We start from the raw sequence: 16,566 nt of genomic DNA on the forward strand, positions 1-16,566 counted from the left end.
TGTCCCAGGAAATGCTCTTACGATTGCAAGAGCAAGACAAGTTAATAAAAATGATTATTTTAATAATAAATGAAATAGATAACTTAAGGACACTCCCAATTTTGAGAGTGTCCTTAAGTTTTTATGAATTTAATCCTAAATGCCCACGTAACTCTCCACGGACCCGTTCCAACTCGTCATTGGGAACTTCCAAATAATAAACTCCATTTATACGAGTTCCGTTTCCGCTCATTTCCAATTGTTCAACATTGTGTCTTGCATCTCGGTAATTTGATTGAACCTTCCACATGTCATCTAAATCTAAATCGGTACGAACGGATTTTCCCACTTCATTCAAAATACTTCCAACACGAGTAATTGAGCTAATCTGAGCCCCTTCTTGAATAACTGCGTCTACAATCTGACGTTGACGATCATTTCGTCCGAAGTCGCCTCGAGGATCTTCGTACCGCATTCTAGAATAAGCAAGAGCTTCCTCACCACTTAAAAAAAGTTCACCCTCAGGGAAGTCATGACCATCTTGACTAAATGAAAAGGAATTTTCCACAGCTACACCACCCATAGCATCAACCAACCCTTGAAACCCTTCCATATTAATACTCACAAAGTGATCAATTGGAATATCTAGTAGGTTCTCTACTGTATCCATTGTCATTTCAACGCCGCCAAATGCATAGGCGTGGTTGATTTTATCTATGGTTCCTCTTCCAACAATCTCTGTTCGAGTATCACGGGGAATACTTAGCATCTTAACAGATTGTTTATCAGGGTTTACTGTCATTACGATAATCGTATCAGAACGACCCGAGTGGTTATCTCCTCTGGAATCAACACCAGCAATTAAGAAAGAAAGGGGTTCGCGACTTTCGACATCGACTTCCTTCTCACGCTTTTCGGTCACTCGCTCGATAGGTTCATGTATTTCCTGAACTGTATCAGTAACAGATTTATATAAATAATAACCGTAAGCAGATGTTGCCAAAAACAATACACCGAACAAAAGTCCTATAGAAATTACAATTTTCTTTTTCATCTTTAGTTGCCTCTTTCTAATAAGAATTGGAATTACCAAAAAACTAGTATAGATTTCTTATGCAATTATAGTTAAATTGTAACTAAGGAGCAACAAAAAAATCAACAGAATTAGACAAACTATGATATAATTCACAGTATTGTCTATTACTTATTTTAGAACTACTTAAATTATTTGGAATAAAATATATTTTTTATAAATTCTCTAGGCTTACTATAAAATAAAATTATCGAGGAGTGTCAAGATGGGGAAATATTTTGGAACAGACGGGGTACGTGGAGTAGCAAATGCAGAATTAACTCCAGAGTTTGCTTTTAAATTAGGGAGAGTAGGAGGTTATGTATTAACGAAAGGAATGCCAGCTGCGAAGGTAGTGGTAGGTCGTGATACACGTGTTTCAGGACAAATGTTAGAAGGATCTATAGTTTCTGGCTTATTATCTGTAGGTATTGAAGTTATACAACTTGGAGTTATTTCTACACCGGGAGTAGCTTTTTTAACGAAAGAGTTAGATGCCGATGCAGGAATAATGATTTCAGCATCTCATAATCCAGTTCAAGATAATGGAATTAAATTCTTCGGGCCAGATGGCTTTAAACTTTTGGATGTACAGGAAGAAGAAATTGAGAGATTGCTAGATCAAGACAGTGATGATTTGCCACGTCCGACAGGATCTAATATTGGAAAAATGAAAATTCATTCTGAAAGTGGACAAAAGTACCTTGATTATCTTCAACAGACAATTGCTGGAGACCTAAAGGGTTTGAACATTGCTCTTGATTGTGCTCATGGGGCAACATCCTTTTTAGCACCTCAACTTTTTAGAGAATTAGGTGCTGAAGTGTCTAGCATGGGTAATACACCAGATGGTTTTAACATTAATGAGGGAGTAGGATCTACTCACCCTGAAGCATTAGCTTCTTTTGTTCAAGAACGAGGATGCGACTTTGGTCTTTCATTTGATGGCGATGGAGATCGCTTAATTGCTATAGATGAAAAAGGGAAGATTGTTGACGGAGATAAAATCATGTACATCTGTGCTAATTTCTTGAAGAAGAAAGGAAACTTGCAACACAATACGGTTGTTTCTACGGTGATGAGTAATTTGGGATTTTATAAAGCGCTGGAAGTACAAGGTATTCAAAGTGCAACAACAGGTGTGGGAGACCGCTATGTGATGGAAGAGTTGAGAAAGTCGGGATTTAACCTTGGTGGTGAGCAGTCAGGTCATATTATTTTCCTTGACTACATTACGACAGGTGATGGAATGCTGGCAGGTTTGCAGCTAGCTAATGTGATTAGAGAAACAGGCAAGTCTCTATCTGATCTTGCAGGAGAAATGCAAAGCTTCCCGCAAGTTTTAAAGAATGTCCGAGTTACTGATAAAGCAAAGATGAATACGAATATGCAAATACAAGAGACGATCTATGAAGTCGAGAAGCAAATGGCTGGAAATGGACGAGTATTAGTTCGTCCATCTGGAACAGAGCCACTTGTTCGAGTTATGGTGGAAGCTCAAACTGAAGAGTTAGCTCTGAAATATGTACAACAAATTGTAGATGTGGTGGAAGAAGAGATTGGCTTGGCTAAATTAGTGAACAAATAATATAAATTTCAATTAAGGGATTAGAGGATTATTACGCTCTAGTTCCTTTAGTTTTATTTGGATTAACCATTATACCTACTATCTAGGTCGTCCTAATAAAAATAATTTACCAAAAAAATAGTATAGATTTCTTAACAAAATACCGTTAAGTTATTACTAGAAGGCAGAAAAAAATAAACGCAATATGACAAACTATGATATAATCCACAGTATTGTAGTTTACGAATTATAGGAGGTTCACACACAGAATGGAAGAAACAATTAGTTTAAAAGACATCTTTCAAACGTTAAAAAGACGTTTAAAGCTTCTCATTATTTTTCCTGTCATTGCCGTATTAGCTAGCGCACTTATTAGCTATTTTTATTTAACGCCGATTTACCAAAGCTCCACCCAAATACTCGTCAACCAAACCCAAACCGATCAGGCATTTAGCCAATCAGACATTCGAACAAATATTGAATTGATTAACACATATAACGTCATTATCAAAAGTCCTATTATTTTAGAAAAAGTGATTGAAGAAGCTAATCTTTCAGAGTCAATTGGTGCATTAAATAGCAAGGTGAGTGTAGCAAGTCAAAACAATTCCCAGGTTGTTAACATTACGGTTGAACATGAAGAGCCTTCAACAGCAGCTCATATTGCTAATACGATTGCTACCGTATTTCAACGTGAAATTGTTTCCATTATGAGTGTTGATAATGTAAGTATTCTCTCCCAAGCGCAAGTAAGTGAATCTCCATCTCCGATAAAACCGAATCCAACGTTAAATATGGCGATTGCCTTTGTTGTAGGGTTAATGGCGGCTGTTGGACTTGCTTTCTTATTAGAGTACTTAGATACAACCATGAAAACAGAAAAAGACATTGAAGACATTTTAGGAATTCCGGTACTAGGTGTTGTTGCAACAATGGAAAACGAAGCAACAGGAAAAAAAGGCAAAAGAGGTGAAGAACGCCGTGTCTCGTAAAGCAAAAGTCACTCAAGCTAGACAACGTCGTAATTTAATCACAGACACTGGGAAAAGCTCACCTATTTCTGAGCAGTATCGAACGATTCGAACAAACATAGAGTTTTCTGCAGTGGATAAAGATATTCGCTCCATTCTAGTTACATCTGCTGGACCAGCCGAAGGAAAATCTACAACGGCAGCCAATTTAGCCGTCGTAATGGCACAAAACGGACAATCCGTTCTATTATTAGATGCGGATTTACGTAAACCAACCGCTCATTATACATTTGGTGTATCGAATATGAGTGGTTTAACGAATGTATTGTCAAAACAACAAACTCTAGAAGAGACGATCCAACAGACGAAGATTGATAACTTGTCTGTTTTAACGTGTGGTCCAATTCCGCCTAACCCTGCGGAGCTTCTTAATTCGAGAAGAATGAGCCTTGTATTAGAACGAGCGCAAGAGATCTTTGACACCGTTATTCTTGATAGTCCTCCTGTCATGGCTGTAGCAGACGCGCAAATTCTCGCGAGTAAATGTGATGGTACGGTACTGGTTATCTCTAGTGGGAAAACGGAAAAAGAGGAAGTAAAGAAAGCGAAAGAACAGTTACAAAATGCAAAGGCAACAATATTAGGTGCGGTCTTAAATAATAAAAAGATTGAATCAGGTAGTTATTATTACTATAGCAATAATTAATAAATAAAGAGGAGGTTGCTGTTGATGATTGATATCCATTGCCATATATTGCCTGGGGTTGACGATGGTCCTAAGACGCTAGCTGAAAGCTTGGAGTTAGCAAAATTAGCTGAATCAGAGGGGATAACAACCATCATTGCAACTCCTCATCATCATCATCCTTCTTTTCATAATAGTGGGCCATCTGTGATCAGGCAGGTAGAGGAATTGAACGAAGCCATAAAGCAAGCGCAGATTGGAATGACCGTCATTCCATCTCAAGAGGTGCGTATACATGGAGATATCATTCAGCACGTAGACTTGGGGGATGTTTTGCCAATGGCTCCAGAGAATTCGTATATTTTACTAGAGTTTCCGACTAATAGTGTTCCGCATTATGCAAAAAAGCTATTTTATGATCTCAAGTTACAGGGGATTACACCTATTATTGCTCATCCAGAGCGAAACAAAGCGATTACGGAAAAGCCAGACATCCTCTATGACTTTGTGAAAGATGGAGTGCTGACACAAATTACTGCATCAAGTGTAACGGGCCACTTCGGAAAAAAGATTATGAAATTTACAGACCAATTAATTGAGTCTAATTTAACACATTTTTTGGCTTCAGATGCTCATAATGGCAAGGAAAGGCCATTTCGTTTACGCGAAGCTTATTCAGTAGTCGAAGATCGTTTTGGAATAGAAATGGTTTATCAGCTGAAAGAAAATGCTGAGTTACTTTTAAATCAGCAGCATGTTCAAGCTTGGCCACCTGAACCAATAAGAAAGAAGAAACGCTTTTTTGGAATACTATAACCAAATAGGTATGTAGTAACAGAAGCCAGATTTCTGGCTTTTTTTTATGACTTTTTTCATAGCGTTTACATAGAGCGAAAGGCGAAAAATGTCGAATGATAGGGCACGTTTCATGTTGAATTATGTAGGCTAACAAACTAAAATGGTAAGGTAGAAAAAACCAGATAACTATTGATTTTTTAAGCTTTTTTTAGTTCTGAGAATAACTTGAAATTGGAACGGTGACTTCGACAAAAACTATGCTATGATATTTTAACGTAGATTAAAATGATTGAGTAATTTGTCGTGGGTCTTTGTGTGCGGTCAGGTATAGCTGAATTTTCATTAATGAATAAATCGAAACGACAACAAGAGCACCGTAATAAACTCTTGTTTCTTTTATTGCCTAACGATGTAAAACCTTGAAAAACATTGATGGAATGTAAAAACTATCGTACAAAACAATTTGGTTGGATCTACAACATGATACTTTTTGGCAATGTCTCCTTGCCATTATCGACGGAGGCACTCGATCACGCTGTGGGTTTCTTAAAACCTTAGACGCATTAGTCGTCATTGGTGTGGTGTGAGGAGGGGTTAGATGCCTCTCAATTATTAATTTATTATAAGAGCTAGAGCCTAAAGCTATTATTCTTTATAACGAGGCTAATAGCTTTAGGCTTTAAATTTGGAGAAAAAAATAAACCTGAAAATCTGGAGGGGAAAAAGTTGATCAAAAAAGTAAGAAAAGCCATCATTCCAGCAGCGGGCCTTGGAACAAGATTTCTACCAGCAACCAAAGCGATGCCAAAAGAAATGCTGCCAATTGTCGATAAACCAACCATCCAATACATCATTGAAGAAGCCGTACAAGCAGGGATTGAAGATATTATTATTGTGACAGGAAAAGGGAAGCGTGCGATTGAAGACCATTTCGACCACGCGTTTGAATTAGAGCAAAACTTAATTGAAAAAGAAAAATTTGAGCTTTTGGATAAAGTCCAAGCTGCTTCAAAAGTCGACATTCATTATATTCGCCAAAAAGAACCTAAAGGGTTAGGACATGCAGTGTGGTGTGCACGGAAATTCATTGGAGACGAGCCATTTGCTGTTTTATTAGGTGATGATATTGTACAAGCAGAAACGCCGTGTACAAAACAACTGATTGATGTGTATAACGAAACAGGATCTTCTGTTATAGGTGTTCAAACGGTACCTGAAGATCAAACACATCGGTACGGGATAGTTGACCCGATTTCACAAGAAGGCAGAACGTATCAAGTGAGTAACTTTGTTGAAAAGCCAGCACAAGGTACAGCACCGTCTAATTTAGCAATTATGGGACGTTATTTATTAACACCACAGATTTTCTCTTTACTAGGAAGCCAAGAAACAGGGGCAGGCGGAGAAATTCAATTAACCGATGCGATCCAGCGCTTAAATGAACAACAGTATGTTTATGCGTATGATTTTGAAGGCGAACGCTTTGATGTAGGAGAGAAGTTAGGGTTTGTGTTAACGACATTGAAGTTTGCTTTGCAAAATGAGGAAATCAGTGAACCATTAAGAAGAGAGATGGAAAAACTACTTAAGAATGGTGAGCTAGTTAAATAATGTAGAAGAGCAGAAGTGTACTCTCTGCTCTTTTTTTGAGGCTTGAAATAAAGCCTTAACCTAGCATTCTTTAAGAAGAGTTATAGGTTAAGGTTTTATATTTGAGATGGTTTTATAGAGAGGAGAAAATTTATGTCATATCGAAAACGAATTGCCGCACTAATGCTAGTTGACTCGCTTATTGTATTAACAGCTATTTTTATTAGTCATTTTTTATTGCTGCCACTAGCTAACCCTTTTACGGCGATCCTGTTTGTTAGTGCAATTATTCTGCTAGTCAGTCATCATGTATTTGCTTATAAGTACAAGCTGTACCAAAAAGTGTGGCAATATGCGAGTATTTCTGAACTTACAGGAATCTTTAAGGCGATTACACTATCCATTATCGTCACAGGTCTCGTTCAATTACTCTTCTTTCAAGAGATCTATCTACGTACGTTAACGATTACGTGGATGATGCATGTCCTTTTTATTGGAGGGTCGCGTTTTTCTTGGAGATTAGTAAGAGACCATTATATCAATCCAGCACCTCCAAAGAATCAAAAGAATACGTTGATTATCGGTGCAGGAGCAGCGGGTACGATGGTGGCAAGACAGCTTCAACAAAGTCAAGAATCGGACATGAATCCAGTAGCCTTTATCGATGATGATACAACAAAACAGCATCTTGAGATGTTAAACCTTCCCGTCGTTGGAGGCGTAGAAGAGATCGTATCAACAGTAGAAAGGTTAAAGGTTGAACATATTATTATTGCGATACCTTCCCTTAGTCGAAAAGAATTAAATACGATCTTTGAAGAATGTTCTAAAACAAAAGCGAAAACACAGATTCTTCCTCGTATTGAGGACATTATGTCAGGGAAAGTATCGGTTAATCAATTCCGTGATGTACAGGTGGAAGATTTACTTGGACGAGATCCTGTTGAATTAGATATAGCTGGGATTAAAGATTATATTAAAGGGAAGACCATTCTTGTCACAGGGGCAGGTGGTTCGATCGGATCTGAGATTTGTCGTCAAATTTCGAAATTTGAACCAGCAGAGATAGTGTTGCTAGGTCATGGCGAAAATAGCATTTATTCCATTGAAATGGAATTAAGAAGAACCGTTTCTGATTTAACTATTTCCACAGAAATTGCCGATGTCCAAGATCGCGAGAAGATGTTTTCAATTATGTCTGCTAGAAAGCCACATGTCGTCTTTCATGCTGCTGCCCATAAGCATGTTCCACTAATGGAACGTAATCCGGAAGAAGCGGTGAAAAACAATGTTATCGGAACACGTAATGTCGCTGAAGCTTCGAGTGAGGCGAAGGTAAATACGTTTGTGATGGTTTCTACAGATAAAGCAGTCAATCCGACAAGTGTCATGGGCGCAACGAAACGAATTGCTGAAATGGTTGTGCAGCATATGGATATGATTAGTGACACTCGTTTTGTCGCTGTTCGTTTTGGAAATGTACTTGGAAGTCGTGGAAGTGTCATTCCACTCTTTAAGCAGCAAATTCAAGCAGGTGGACCAGTGACCGTAACCCATCCAGACATGGTTCGTTACTTTATGACGATTCCGGAAGCTTCTCGTTTAGTTCTTCAAGCTGGGGCGCTAGCTGAAGGTGGCGAAGTGTTTGTGCTTGATATGGGAGAGCCGGTGAAGATTGTTGATCTCGCTCGTAACCTGATTAAGTTGTCTGGGTATACGGAGGATGAGATTCCAGTCGTGTTTACAGGGATGAGACCTGGGGAGAAGATGTTTGAGGAGCTGCTTGGTGCGGACGAGGTGCATAGTGAGCAGGTGTATCCGAAGATTTATCGTGGGAAGACGCCTGAGGTTAATATTAATGTGACTTATGAGTTGGTTGGGGAGTTTGAGGGGCTTTCTAAAGATCAGTTGCGGGAGAAGTTGTTGGATATTGCTAACTTTAGGGTTGGTGAGTTTAGGGTTTTGAGTGGAGTGAAGTAGGAGAGAGACTATTTCCTAAGAATCATTAGCTGTTTGTTATAATTGATAAAAAAGAAGGAAATAGGTTGATTTCCTTCTTTTTTTAGCTAATGAGGCAACAGTGTCAGTCAGAAAGAAACTCTAATCGGTAGGGATGATGAGGGAGTTGGCTGATATGATCATTAAGCTGTTGATCACTTTAAGGAAACGGTTTGAAGAAAAGGGACTGACATTATTAGAAGTGTTGGTTGTTGTAGTGATAGTAGGAATTATCTCTGCGATTGCGGTTCCTTCTGTATTAGGTATAATTGACAAAGCGGAGCAGGATGTTTGTGATGTGAATGCCTTTCAGTTAGAAAGAATGTATGAGACTTTTTTAGCCTTAGAGGATATAGATCATTCAGAGAGTGCTTTTACTCAGTATATGCATGAGCAAGGTATAGAGCCTTGTGAGTGGTGTGAGTTTGCTTATGTTGAGGGAGAGGTTGTTTGTAGTGCTGAGGTTGAAGAAGATGAGGATGGTGGGGTGCCGTTTTTGTGAGGTTTGATTGAGTGGTGAGGGGGAACCGAGTATCGACATTAGATTCAATGCTGGAAACCTTGCGGGATAAGGGTTTGTGGCGTATTTAGTGAGAATTATAGATTGATTGAATGGTATATATAATAGGAAGAAACTCAGTTGAGAGTGACTCAGAGGTGAATATCTATTTCGTATTTGCTTGGTAGATTGAATAGATATTACGAGGTCACTATCAATAGTAGATAGCAATTTTAGTGGTTTAGTAGTTGGTTAGAGGTAGATCTTCTAATTAAGTCCTAATCTACTAAAGAACAAATTTTAAGGAGTAAAGCTGGATGTATATGAAGGTTAAAAGATTGATAGATATCATTCTATCTTTAATAGGACTTATTGTTTTATCACCAATATTCCTAATTCTAATCATTGCTATTAAGATTGACTCAAAAGGCCCAGTTCTGTTTAAGCAAAAGCGAGTAGGAATCAAGAAGACACATTTCAACATACTGAAATTCCGTACCATGAGAATAGATACACCGAAGGACACTCCAACTCACTTATTAGGTAATCCAGAACAGTATATCACAAAGATGGGTAAGTTCCTGAGAAAAACCTCACTTGATGAACTTCCGCAGATTTGGAATATCTTTGTGGGACAGATGAGTATTATTGGGCCGAGACCAGCACTTTGGAATCAGTATGATCTGATTGCTGAACGGGATAAGTATGGTGCTAATGATGTACCGCCTGGTTTGACAGGTTGGGCACAGATTAATGGTAGAGATGAGCTTCCTATCGAAATTAAGGCTAAGTTGGATGGAGAGTATGTTGTGAAAATTAACTTTTGGATGGATATTAAGTGTTTCTTTGGAACAATAATTAGTGTTGTGAAAAGTGATGGGGTTGTAGAAGGAGGAACTGGTTCTAAGAAGGAAGTTGCTAGTAGCAAGGAGAGTATTTTCAAATGAAACAAATACTGATAACTGGAAAAAATAGCTATGTGGGGAAGAGCCTTGAGAGCTGGTTGGGTAATTACCCTGATGGTTATTCAATAGATTTCATTAGTCTAAGAGAAGATTCATGGAAAGAAAAGGACTTCTCTGCTTATGATGTTGTGTTTCATGTAGCTGGTATTGCTCATGTATCATCAGATCCAAAAATGGAGGATCTGTATTATAAAGTGAATCGTGATTTAACAATAGAAACTGCTAAAAAGGCAAAAGCTGAAGGTGTGAAGCAGTTTATTTTTATGAGTAGTATTATTGTATATGGCGATAGTAGTAGTGGAGAAAGAGTTATTGATAAAAATACAGTACCTACTCCTAGTAACTTTTATGGGAATAGTAAACTCCAGGCAGAAGAGGGTATCAAATCATTAGATAGTGGAAAATTCAAGGTTGCTATAATCAGACCGCCAATGATTTATGGGAAAGGTTCAAAAGGAAATTATCCTAAGCTTGCAAAGGCTGCTCAAACACTACCCTTGTTTCCTGATATAGATAATCATCGTAGTATGCTGCATATTGATAACCTTAGTGAGTTTATAAAACTGATAATCGATTATGAAGACAGAGGGCTATTCTTTCCGCAAAATAAAGAATATGTTAAAACTAGTGAAATGGTAAAGCTCATAGCTGAAGTTCATGGTAAGAAGATTAAGTTAACTAAGGTATTCAATCAGATCATAAAGTTGCTGGGAGTACGGGTTGAAATAATTAATAAAGTCTTTGGGAATCTAGTTTATGAGAAAAGCATGAGTACGTATAAACATTTATATCAAATTAGGGATTTAAAAGAGTCTATTAAAATGACTGAAAAAGATAGTCATTAGGAAAACGAGGAGATTAGGTTGAAGATTTCTATAATTACTGTTTCATACAATAGTTCAAAAACAATAAAGGATACTTTAGATTCTGTTTATAAACAGTCCTATAATAACATTGAATATATACTGGTAGATGGAAAATCGACGGATACAACCATTGAAATTCTTAAAAGCTATGAAAATACATTTGCTGAAAAGGGAATAGAGTACAAATGGATCTCAGAAAAAGATAAAGGCATATATGATGCAATAAACAAAGGAATAGAGCTATCAACTGGTGATGTTGTTGGAATTTTGAATTCTGATGACTACTATAAAGACAAAGATGTTGTTAAAGACATAGCTTTAGCATTTGAAAATAATAATAGCGATTGTGTTTATGGTAATTTAGAATATATTGACCCTGTAAGTAAGAAGATAACTAGAAGATGGAAATCAAGAGACTTTGAATTGGGCTTATTTGAGAAAAGTTGGACTCCAGCTCATCCTACATTTTATTGTAAAAGAAATTGTTATATAGAACATGGTGTATATAGAACTGACTTTAAAATTGCAGCTGATGTGGAATTAATGTATAGATTTTTAGAAAAGAGTAGAATTAAATCAAAATTTATAAATAGATCCATGATTACCATGAGACAAGGTGGAGTAAGTAGTAGTGGTCTTAAGAGTACTTATATAATAACAAGAGAAATGAGACGAGCATTCAAGGACAATGGCGGTAAATTTAATCTTATAAAGTACCTTGGGTTTAAAGCATTAAAAGTTAAAGAGTTTATTTAAATTTTAAAAAATACTTTTGATACGGAGGAAATAACAATGAAAAAGGCATTAATAACTGGGATAACGGGACAAGATGGCTCCTTTTTAGCAGAATTTTTATTAGAAAAAGGGTATGAGGTTCATGGTTTGATTAGAAGAAGTTCATCGTTTAACACTGGAAGAATTGAGCATCTGTATATTGATGAGTTATTAAAAGATATGCATATAGAAAGAAAAGTTCAGTTGCACTATGGAGATATGACTGATTCTACTAACCTAATCAGGTTAATAAGGGAAATAAAACCAGATGAAATCTACAACTTAGCAGCTATGTCTCACGTTAAGGTTTCCTTTGAAGTACCTGAATATACGGCAGACACAGACGGTATTGGAACCTTAAGGCTACTTGAAGCAGTTAGGTTCTTAGGATATGAAAATAAAACGAAAATTTACCAAGCCTCTACCTCTGAATTATATGGAAAGGTTGTTGAAGTACCTCAAACTGAAAAAACACCTTTCTATCCAAGAAGTCCTTATGGTGTAGCAAAGTTATATGCTTTTTGGATTACAAAGAATTATAGAGAAGCTTACAATATGTTTGCTGTCAATGGAATTCTTTTTAATCATGAGTCCGAACGACGTGGGGAAACTTTTGTAACTAGAAAAATTACTTTGGCAGCAGCTAGAATTAAAAAAGGTACACAAGACAAACTTTATTTAGGAAATTTGGATGCGCAGCGTGACTGGGGATATGCTAAAGATTATGTTGAATGTATGTGGCTTATGTTACAACATGAAAAACCAGAAGACTTTGTTATCGCTACAGGCGAAATGCACACCGTTAGGAAATTTACAACCTTAGCCTTTAAAGAAGCAGGTATTGAGATAGAATGGAGTGGACATGGAGTAGAGGAGAAAGGTATTGATAAAGCAACTGGAAAAGTGTTGGTGGAGGTTGACCCAAAATATTTTAGACCAGCAGAAGTAGAACAATTATTAGGAGATCCGACTAAAGCGAAGACGATACTAGGATGGAACCCAACAAGAACTAGCTTTGAGGAACTAGTTAGAATTATGGTTAAAAGTGATATAAAGCTTGTAGAGAGAGAAGAGAGAATCAGAAGGGAATTTGATTAGAGGTGTGGTTAATGAACAAAGATGCTAAGATTTATGTTGCAGGTCACAGAGGTATGGCAGGTTCAGCGATTGTAAGGAATCTCGAAGAAAAAGGCTATACAAATATTATCAAGAGAACATCGAATGAATTAAATCTTATTCGACAAGAAGATGTTGAAAAGTTCTTTGAAGACGAAAAACCTGAATATGTTTTTTTAGCAGCAGCTAAAGTGGGTGGTATACATGCTAATAACACATATCCAGCAGAATTCATATACAATAATCTTATGATTGAATCCAATGTTATTCATAGTGCGTATAAATCCAATGTAAAAAAGTTACTTTTTTTAGGCTCTTCTTGTATTTATCCTAAAATGGCTTCTCAACCAATTAAAGAAGAGTATTTACTTACAGGTGCTCTCGAACCAACGAATGAGGCGTATGCAATAGCGAAAATAAGTGGTATTGAATTATGTAAATTCTATAGAAAACAATATGGGTGTGATTTCATATCTGCCATGCCTACCAATCTTTATGGAATAAATGATAACTTTGATCTTGAAACATCACATGTATTACCTGCATTAATTAGAAAGTTTCATGAAGCAAAGGTGAATAATGATAAAAATGTAGTTATGTGGGGGACGGGCAAACCAAGAAGAGAGTTTTTATATGTTGATGACTTAGCGGATGCGTGTGTTCATTTAATGAATAACTATAGTGGTGAAATGCATGTTAATGTTGGTACTGGTGAAGATATAGAAATTGGTGAATTAGCAAGAATTATACAGAAGGTAGTAGGTTTTAATGGTGAAATTGTAAATGATTTATCTAAACCGGATGGTACACCAAGAAAATTATTAGATGTTAGCTTTTTAGAAAGTACAGGCTGGAAGTATAAGATGGAACTAGAAAGTGGAATTGAACGAGTTTACCAATGGTACCTTCAATATAAAATAAGTTAGCCAGAAAAAACGGCATCGGCTAAATTTTTGTAATTACTAATAGCTAAAACTACAAGATGTTGATAGTATCCAGGTATTAAGTAGAGCTGCAGCCTAACATAAAGTTTTTCTCTTCTGGAAATGGAATTTTATTTACAGCCAGATTATTTATAAAATTCTATTGACATAGGTTTTTAACTCTACTTAATACTAAAGTTAATTTCTATCTATTTAAAAGCAGACTGTTTTTAAATAGATAGAAATTATTACTTTTTAAAACTATCTATTCAACTTATTAGTAGCTATAAATTCTTTCAAAATTGGAAGTCAATCATAGGGAGGTGATTTAGTGAAAGTCTTACAAATAAACACGGTATGTGGAATAGGAAGTACTGGTAGAATTGCTACAGACATTCATAATATATTAAATCAAAAAGGGTATGAAAGCTATATTGCATATGGAAGAGATTATTCTCAAAATTGTGAAACAACAATTAAAATAGGTGGAAATCTTGATATATATGAACATGTAGCTTTAACTAGAGTGTTTGATAAACATGGCTTTGGATCATTTAGATCAACTAAAGATTTCATACAAAAAGTAAAGAGGATAAATCCGGATATTATCCATTTACATAATATCCATGGGTATTATATAAATATAGAATTGCTATTTAATTATTTGAAGGAGGTTAATAAGCCGATAGTTTGGACTTTGCATGATTGTTGGGCATTTACAGGACATTGCTCTCATTTTGATTATATTGGCTGTAATAAATGGAAATCAGCTTGCTATAGTTGTCCACAAAAGAGTGAATATCCGAAAAGTGTATTATTTGATAACTCAAAAGAAAATTATATTATGAAAAAAGAGTTATTTACTGGAATTGAAAATTTGACTATTGTTACACCCTCGAAGTGGCTAGGAGATCTAGTTCGGGATTCATATTTAAAGTCCTATCCGGTAAGAGTGATAAATAACGGGGTTGACTTAAATGTGTTCAAACCTACAAATAGTAATTTTAGAAGTAAGTACAATATTAAAAATAAATTTATCATACTAGGAGTTGCGAGTGTTTGGGGAGAGCGAAAAGGATTTGATCAGTTCTTAAAGTTATCAGAGAAACTTGAACATGACCAAGTAATAGTACTAGTAGGAGTCACAGAGAATCAAAAAAAGAAACTACCAGAAAATATTATCGGAATAACTAGAACAAATGACATATATGAGTTAGCTGAAATATATACTGCTTCCGACGTTCTTGTAAATCCAACTTTAGAGGATAATTTCCCAACAGTGAATATTGAATCACTTGCTTGTGGAACGCCTGTTATGACATATTGCACCGGAGGTAGTACTGAAAGTATTGATGACAGCTGTGGCGTTGTTATAGAGAAAGAGAACTTAAATGAACTAGTAGAGAGTATTGGCCATTTGAAAAACCGAAAGTTGGAAATTTCATCAAATGATTGCATAGAGCGCGCCAGAAATTTATATGATAAATGGGAAAAGTATAATGAATATGTGACTTTATATGAAGAGGTTTTACCTCAATTATCGTCCGAAAAAATCTTTGAACTTAAAAATATTTGAAAAGAGTGGAAGAAATGCGAGTACTGTGGGTAACCAATATTCCATCACCATATAGAGTAGAGTTTTTTAATAAGTTAGGAAAGAAATGTGAAGTAACTGTTCTGTTTGAACGAAATAGTGCCAAAGATAGAGAAGCCAAGTGGATATCAAGTAAATTTAAAAATTTTAACGCGGTATTTTTAAAATCAATTTCTATTGGTACAGACAAGAGCATATCTCTTGATTTTATAAAATATATAGTAAGAAATGAATTTGATATTGTTATACTATCAAATTATAATTCACCAACTATAATGTTAATGATAGCAACATTGAAGATTAAAAGGATACCCTTTGGGTTAGTTGCTGATGGTGGATTTCCCAAAAACGAAAAAGGTCTGAAAAGAAAGATTAAGGAATTCTTTATTAAAGCACCATCTTTTTGGTTAAGTTCAGGAGAAGTAACAGATGAATATTTTAAGATGTATGGTGCAAATGAAGCAAGGATCTACCGCTTTCCATTTACTTCAATAGGAAAAAAGGAAATATTAAATGATGTGTTGACTTATGATAATAAACAAAAGATAAAAGACCAAATTGGAATAAGAGAAAAGAAAATGATATTAGCAATAGGTCAGTTTATTCCTAGAAAAGGATTTGATATATTGCTAAAATCTGCATCATCTATACCCTCTGAATATGGAATATACATTGTTGGAGGCGAACCACCGCAGGAGTACATTAACCTCCAAAGAAAATACAATAATGTGCACTTTTTAAGTTTTAAATCAAAAGATGAATTGAAAGAATATTATAAAGCAAGTGATTTGTTTGTTCTACCAACAAGAGAAGATATATGGGGATTAGTAATTAATGAAGCAATGGCATATGGTCTACCAGTAGTAACAACTGATAAATGTATTGCTGGTTTAGAGTTAGTGAAAGATTACCAAAATGGCTTTATAGTTCCAGTTGATGACGTAGAAAAGCTGTCAGCTGCAATAAATATGGTTTTAGACAACGATGAATTAACCTTAAAAATGTCAAAGAATAACCTTAATAAGATAAATGAATATACAATAGAGAAAATGGCAGAAGTGCATGCAAAAATATTTGAAAAAATAAAAACTGAAATAGATTAAAAGTAATTTGGAAGTTGGAACTTCGATCTTGTATATTATCTAGAAATACTTATTAAATGAACTATT

The 16,566-nt window shown here is 35.8% G+C and carries 15 protein-coding genes; 14 read left to right on the forward strand and 1 reads right to left on the reverse strand.

Features of this window, described 5'->3' with window-relative positions:
• Positions 1-121 precede the first annotated feature (121 nt).
• On the reverse strand, positions 122-1,033 hold the full coding sequence (locus tag LQ50_RS20855; protein WP_034633162.1) for an LCP family glycopolymer transferase: 912 nt from the start codon (positions 1,031-1,033) through the stop codon (positions 122-124).
• 244 nt (positions 1,034-1,277) lie between these two features.
• Here LQ50_RS20855 and glmM point away from each other — a divergent pair, with 244 nt between their 5' ends.
• The 14 genes from glmM to LQ50_RS20925 all read left to right on the forward strand — a co-directional run bounded on the left by glmM (position 1,278) and on the right by LQ50_RS20925 (position 16,500).
• On the forward strand, positions 1,278-2,639 hold the full coding sequence (gene glmM / locus LQ50_RS20860; RefSeq protein ID WP_034633165.1) for a phosphoglucosamine mutase: 1,362 nt from the start codon (positions 1,278-1,280) through the stop codon (positions 2,637-2,639).
• A 248-nt stretch (positions 2,640-2,887) separates the two neighbouring features.
• Positions 2,888-3,610: a YveK family protein gene (locus LQ50_RS20865; protein WP_034633167.1), complete on the forward strand. Its 723-nt coding sequence runs from the start codon at positions 2,888-2,890 to the stop codon at positions 3,608-3,610.
• Positions 3,600-4,295: a CpsD/CapB family tyrosine-protein kinase gene (locus LQ50_RS20870; protein ID WP_034633170.1), complete on the forward strand. Its 696-nt coding sequence runs from the start codon at positions 3,600-3,602 to the stop codon at positions 4,293-4,295. The genes LQ50_RS20865 and LQ50_RS20870 overlap by 11 nt, the downstream gene beginning before the upstream one ends.
• 24 nt (positions 4,296-4,319) lie before the next feature.
• Positions 4,320-5,090: a tyrosine-protein phosphatase gene (locus tag LQ50_RS20875; RefSeq protein ID WP_034633171.1), complete on the forward strand. Its 771-nt coding sequence runs from the start codon at positions 4,320-4,322 to the stop codon at positions 5,088-5,090.
• Positions 5,091-5,801: 711 nt separating this feature from the next.
• Positions 5,802-6,683 (forward strand): UTP--glucose-1-phosphate uridylyltransferase GalU, encoded by an 882-nt coding sequence (galU, locus tag LQ50_RS20880; protein WP_034633218.1) that lies wholly within the window; start codon positions 5,802-5,804, stop codon positions 6,681-6,683.
• Between the two features lie 132 nt (positions 6,684-6,815).
• Positions 6,816-8,642 carry a polysaccharide biosynthesis protein gene (locus LQ50_RS20885; protein ID WP_034633173.1) on the forward strand — a complete coding sequence of 609 codons (1,827 nt, stop codon included), beginning with the start codon at positions 6,816-6,818 and terminating at the stop codon, positions 8,640-8,642.
• Positions 8,643-8,796: 154 nt separating this feature from the next.
• The gene (locus tag LQ50_RS26455) at positions 8,797-9,162 is read left to right on the forward strand and encodes a prepilin-type N-terminal cleavage/methylation domain-containing protein (RefSeq protein WP_052144895.1); all 366 of its coding nucleotides are present in this window, start codon (positions 8,797-8,799) and stop codon (positions 9,160-9,162) included.
• A gap of 314 nt (positions 9,163-9,476) precedes the next feature.
• Positions 9,477-10,106, forward strand: a complete 630-nt coding sequence (locus LQ50_RS20895) for a sugar transferase (RefSeq protein ID WP_034633176.1) — start codon at positions 9,477-9,479, stop codon at positions 10,104-10,106.
• Positions 10,103-10,969: an NAD-dependent epimerase/dehydratase family protein gene (locus tag LQ50_RS20900; RefSeq protein WP_034633178.1), complete on the forward strand. Its 867-nt coding sequence runs from the start codon at positions 10,103-10,105 to the stop codon at positions 10,967-10,969. Before LQ50_RS20895 ends, LQ50_RS20900 begins: the two co-directional genes overlap by 4 nt.
• Positions 10,970-10,987: 18 nt before the next feature.
• Positions 10,988-11,746, forward strand: coding sequence for a glycosyltransferase family 2 protein (locus LQ50_RS20905; RefSeq protein ID WP_034633181.1), 759 nt, complete (start codon positions 10,988-10,990; stop codon positions 11,744-11,746).
• A gap of 36 nt (positions 11,747-11,782) precedes the next feature.
• Positions 11,783-12,862, forward strand: coding sequence for a GDP-mannose 4,6-dehydratase (gmd, locus tag LQ50_RS20910; RefSeq protein WP_034633184.1), 1,080 nt, complete (start codon positions 11,783-11,785; stop codon positions 12,860-12,862).
• Between the two features lie 11 nt (positions 12,863-12,873).
• Positions 12,874-13,806 (forward strand): GDP-L-fucose synthase, encoded by a 933-nt coding sequence (gene fcl, locus LQ50_RS20915; protein WP_034633187.1) that lies wholly within the window; start codon positions 12,874-12,876, stop codon positions 13,804-13,806.
• Between the two features lie 328 nt (positions 13,807-14,134).
• Positions 14,135-15,379, forward strand: coding sequence for a glycosyltransferase (locus tag LQ50_RS20920; protein ID WP_034633190.1), 1,245 nt, complete (start codon positions 14,135-14,137; stop codon positions 15,377-15,379).
• Between the two features lie 14 nt (positions 15,380-15,393).
• Positions 15,394-16,500: a glycosyltransferase family 4 protein gene (locus tag LQ50_RS20925; protein WP_034633192.1), complete on the forward strand. Its 1,107-nt coding sequence runs from the start codon at positions 15,394-15,396 to the stop codon at positions 16,498-16,500.
• The last annotated feature ends 66 nt before the right edge of the window (positions 16,501-16,566 follow it).

Source organism: Halalkalibacter okhensis, from assembly GCF_000787375.1.
GTDB classification, from domain to species: Bacteria; Bacillota; Bacilli; order Bacillales; family Bacillaceae_D; genus Halalkalibacter; species Halalkalibacter okhensis.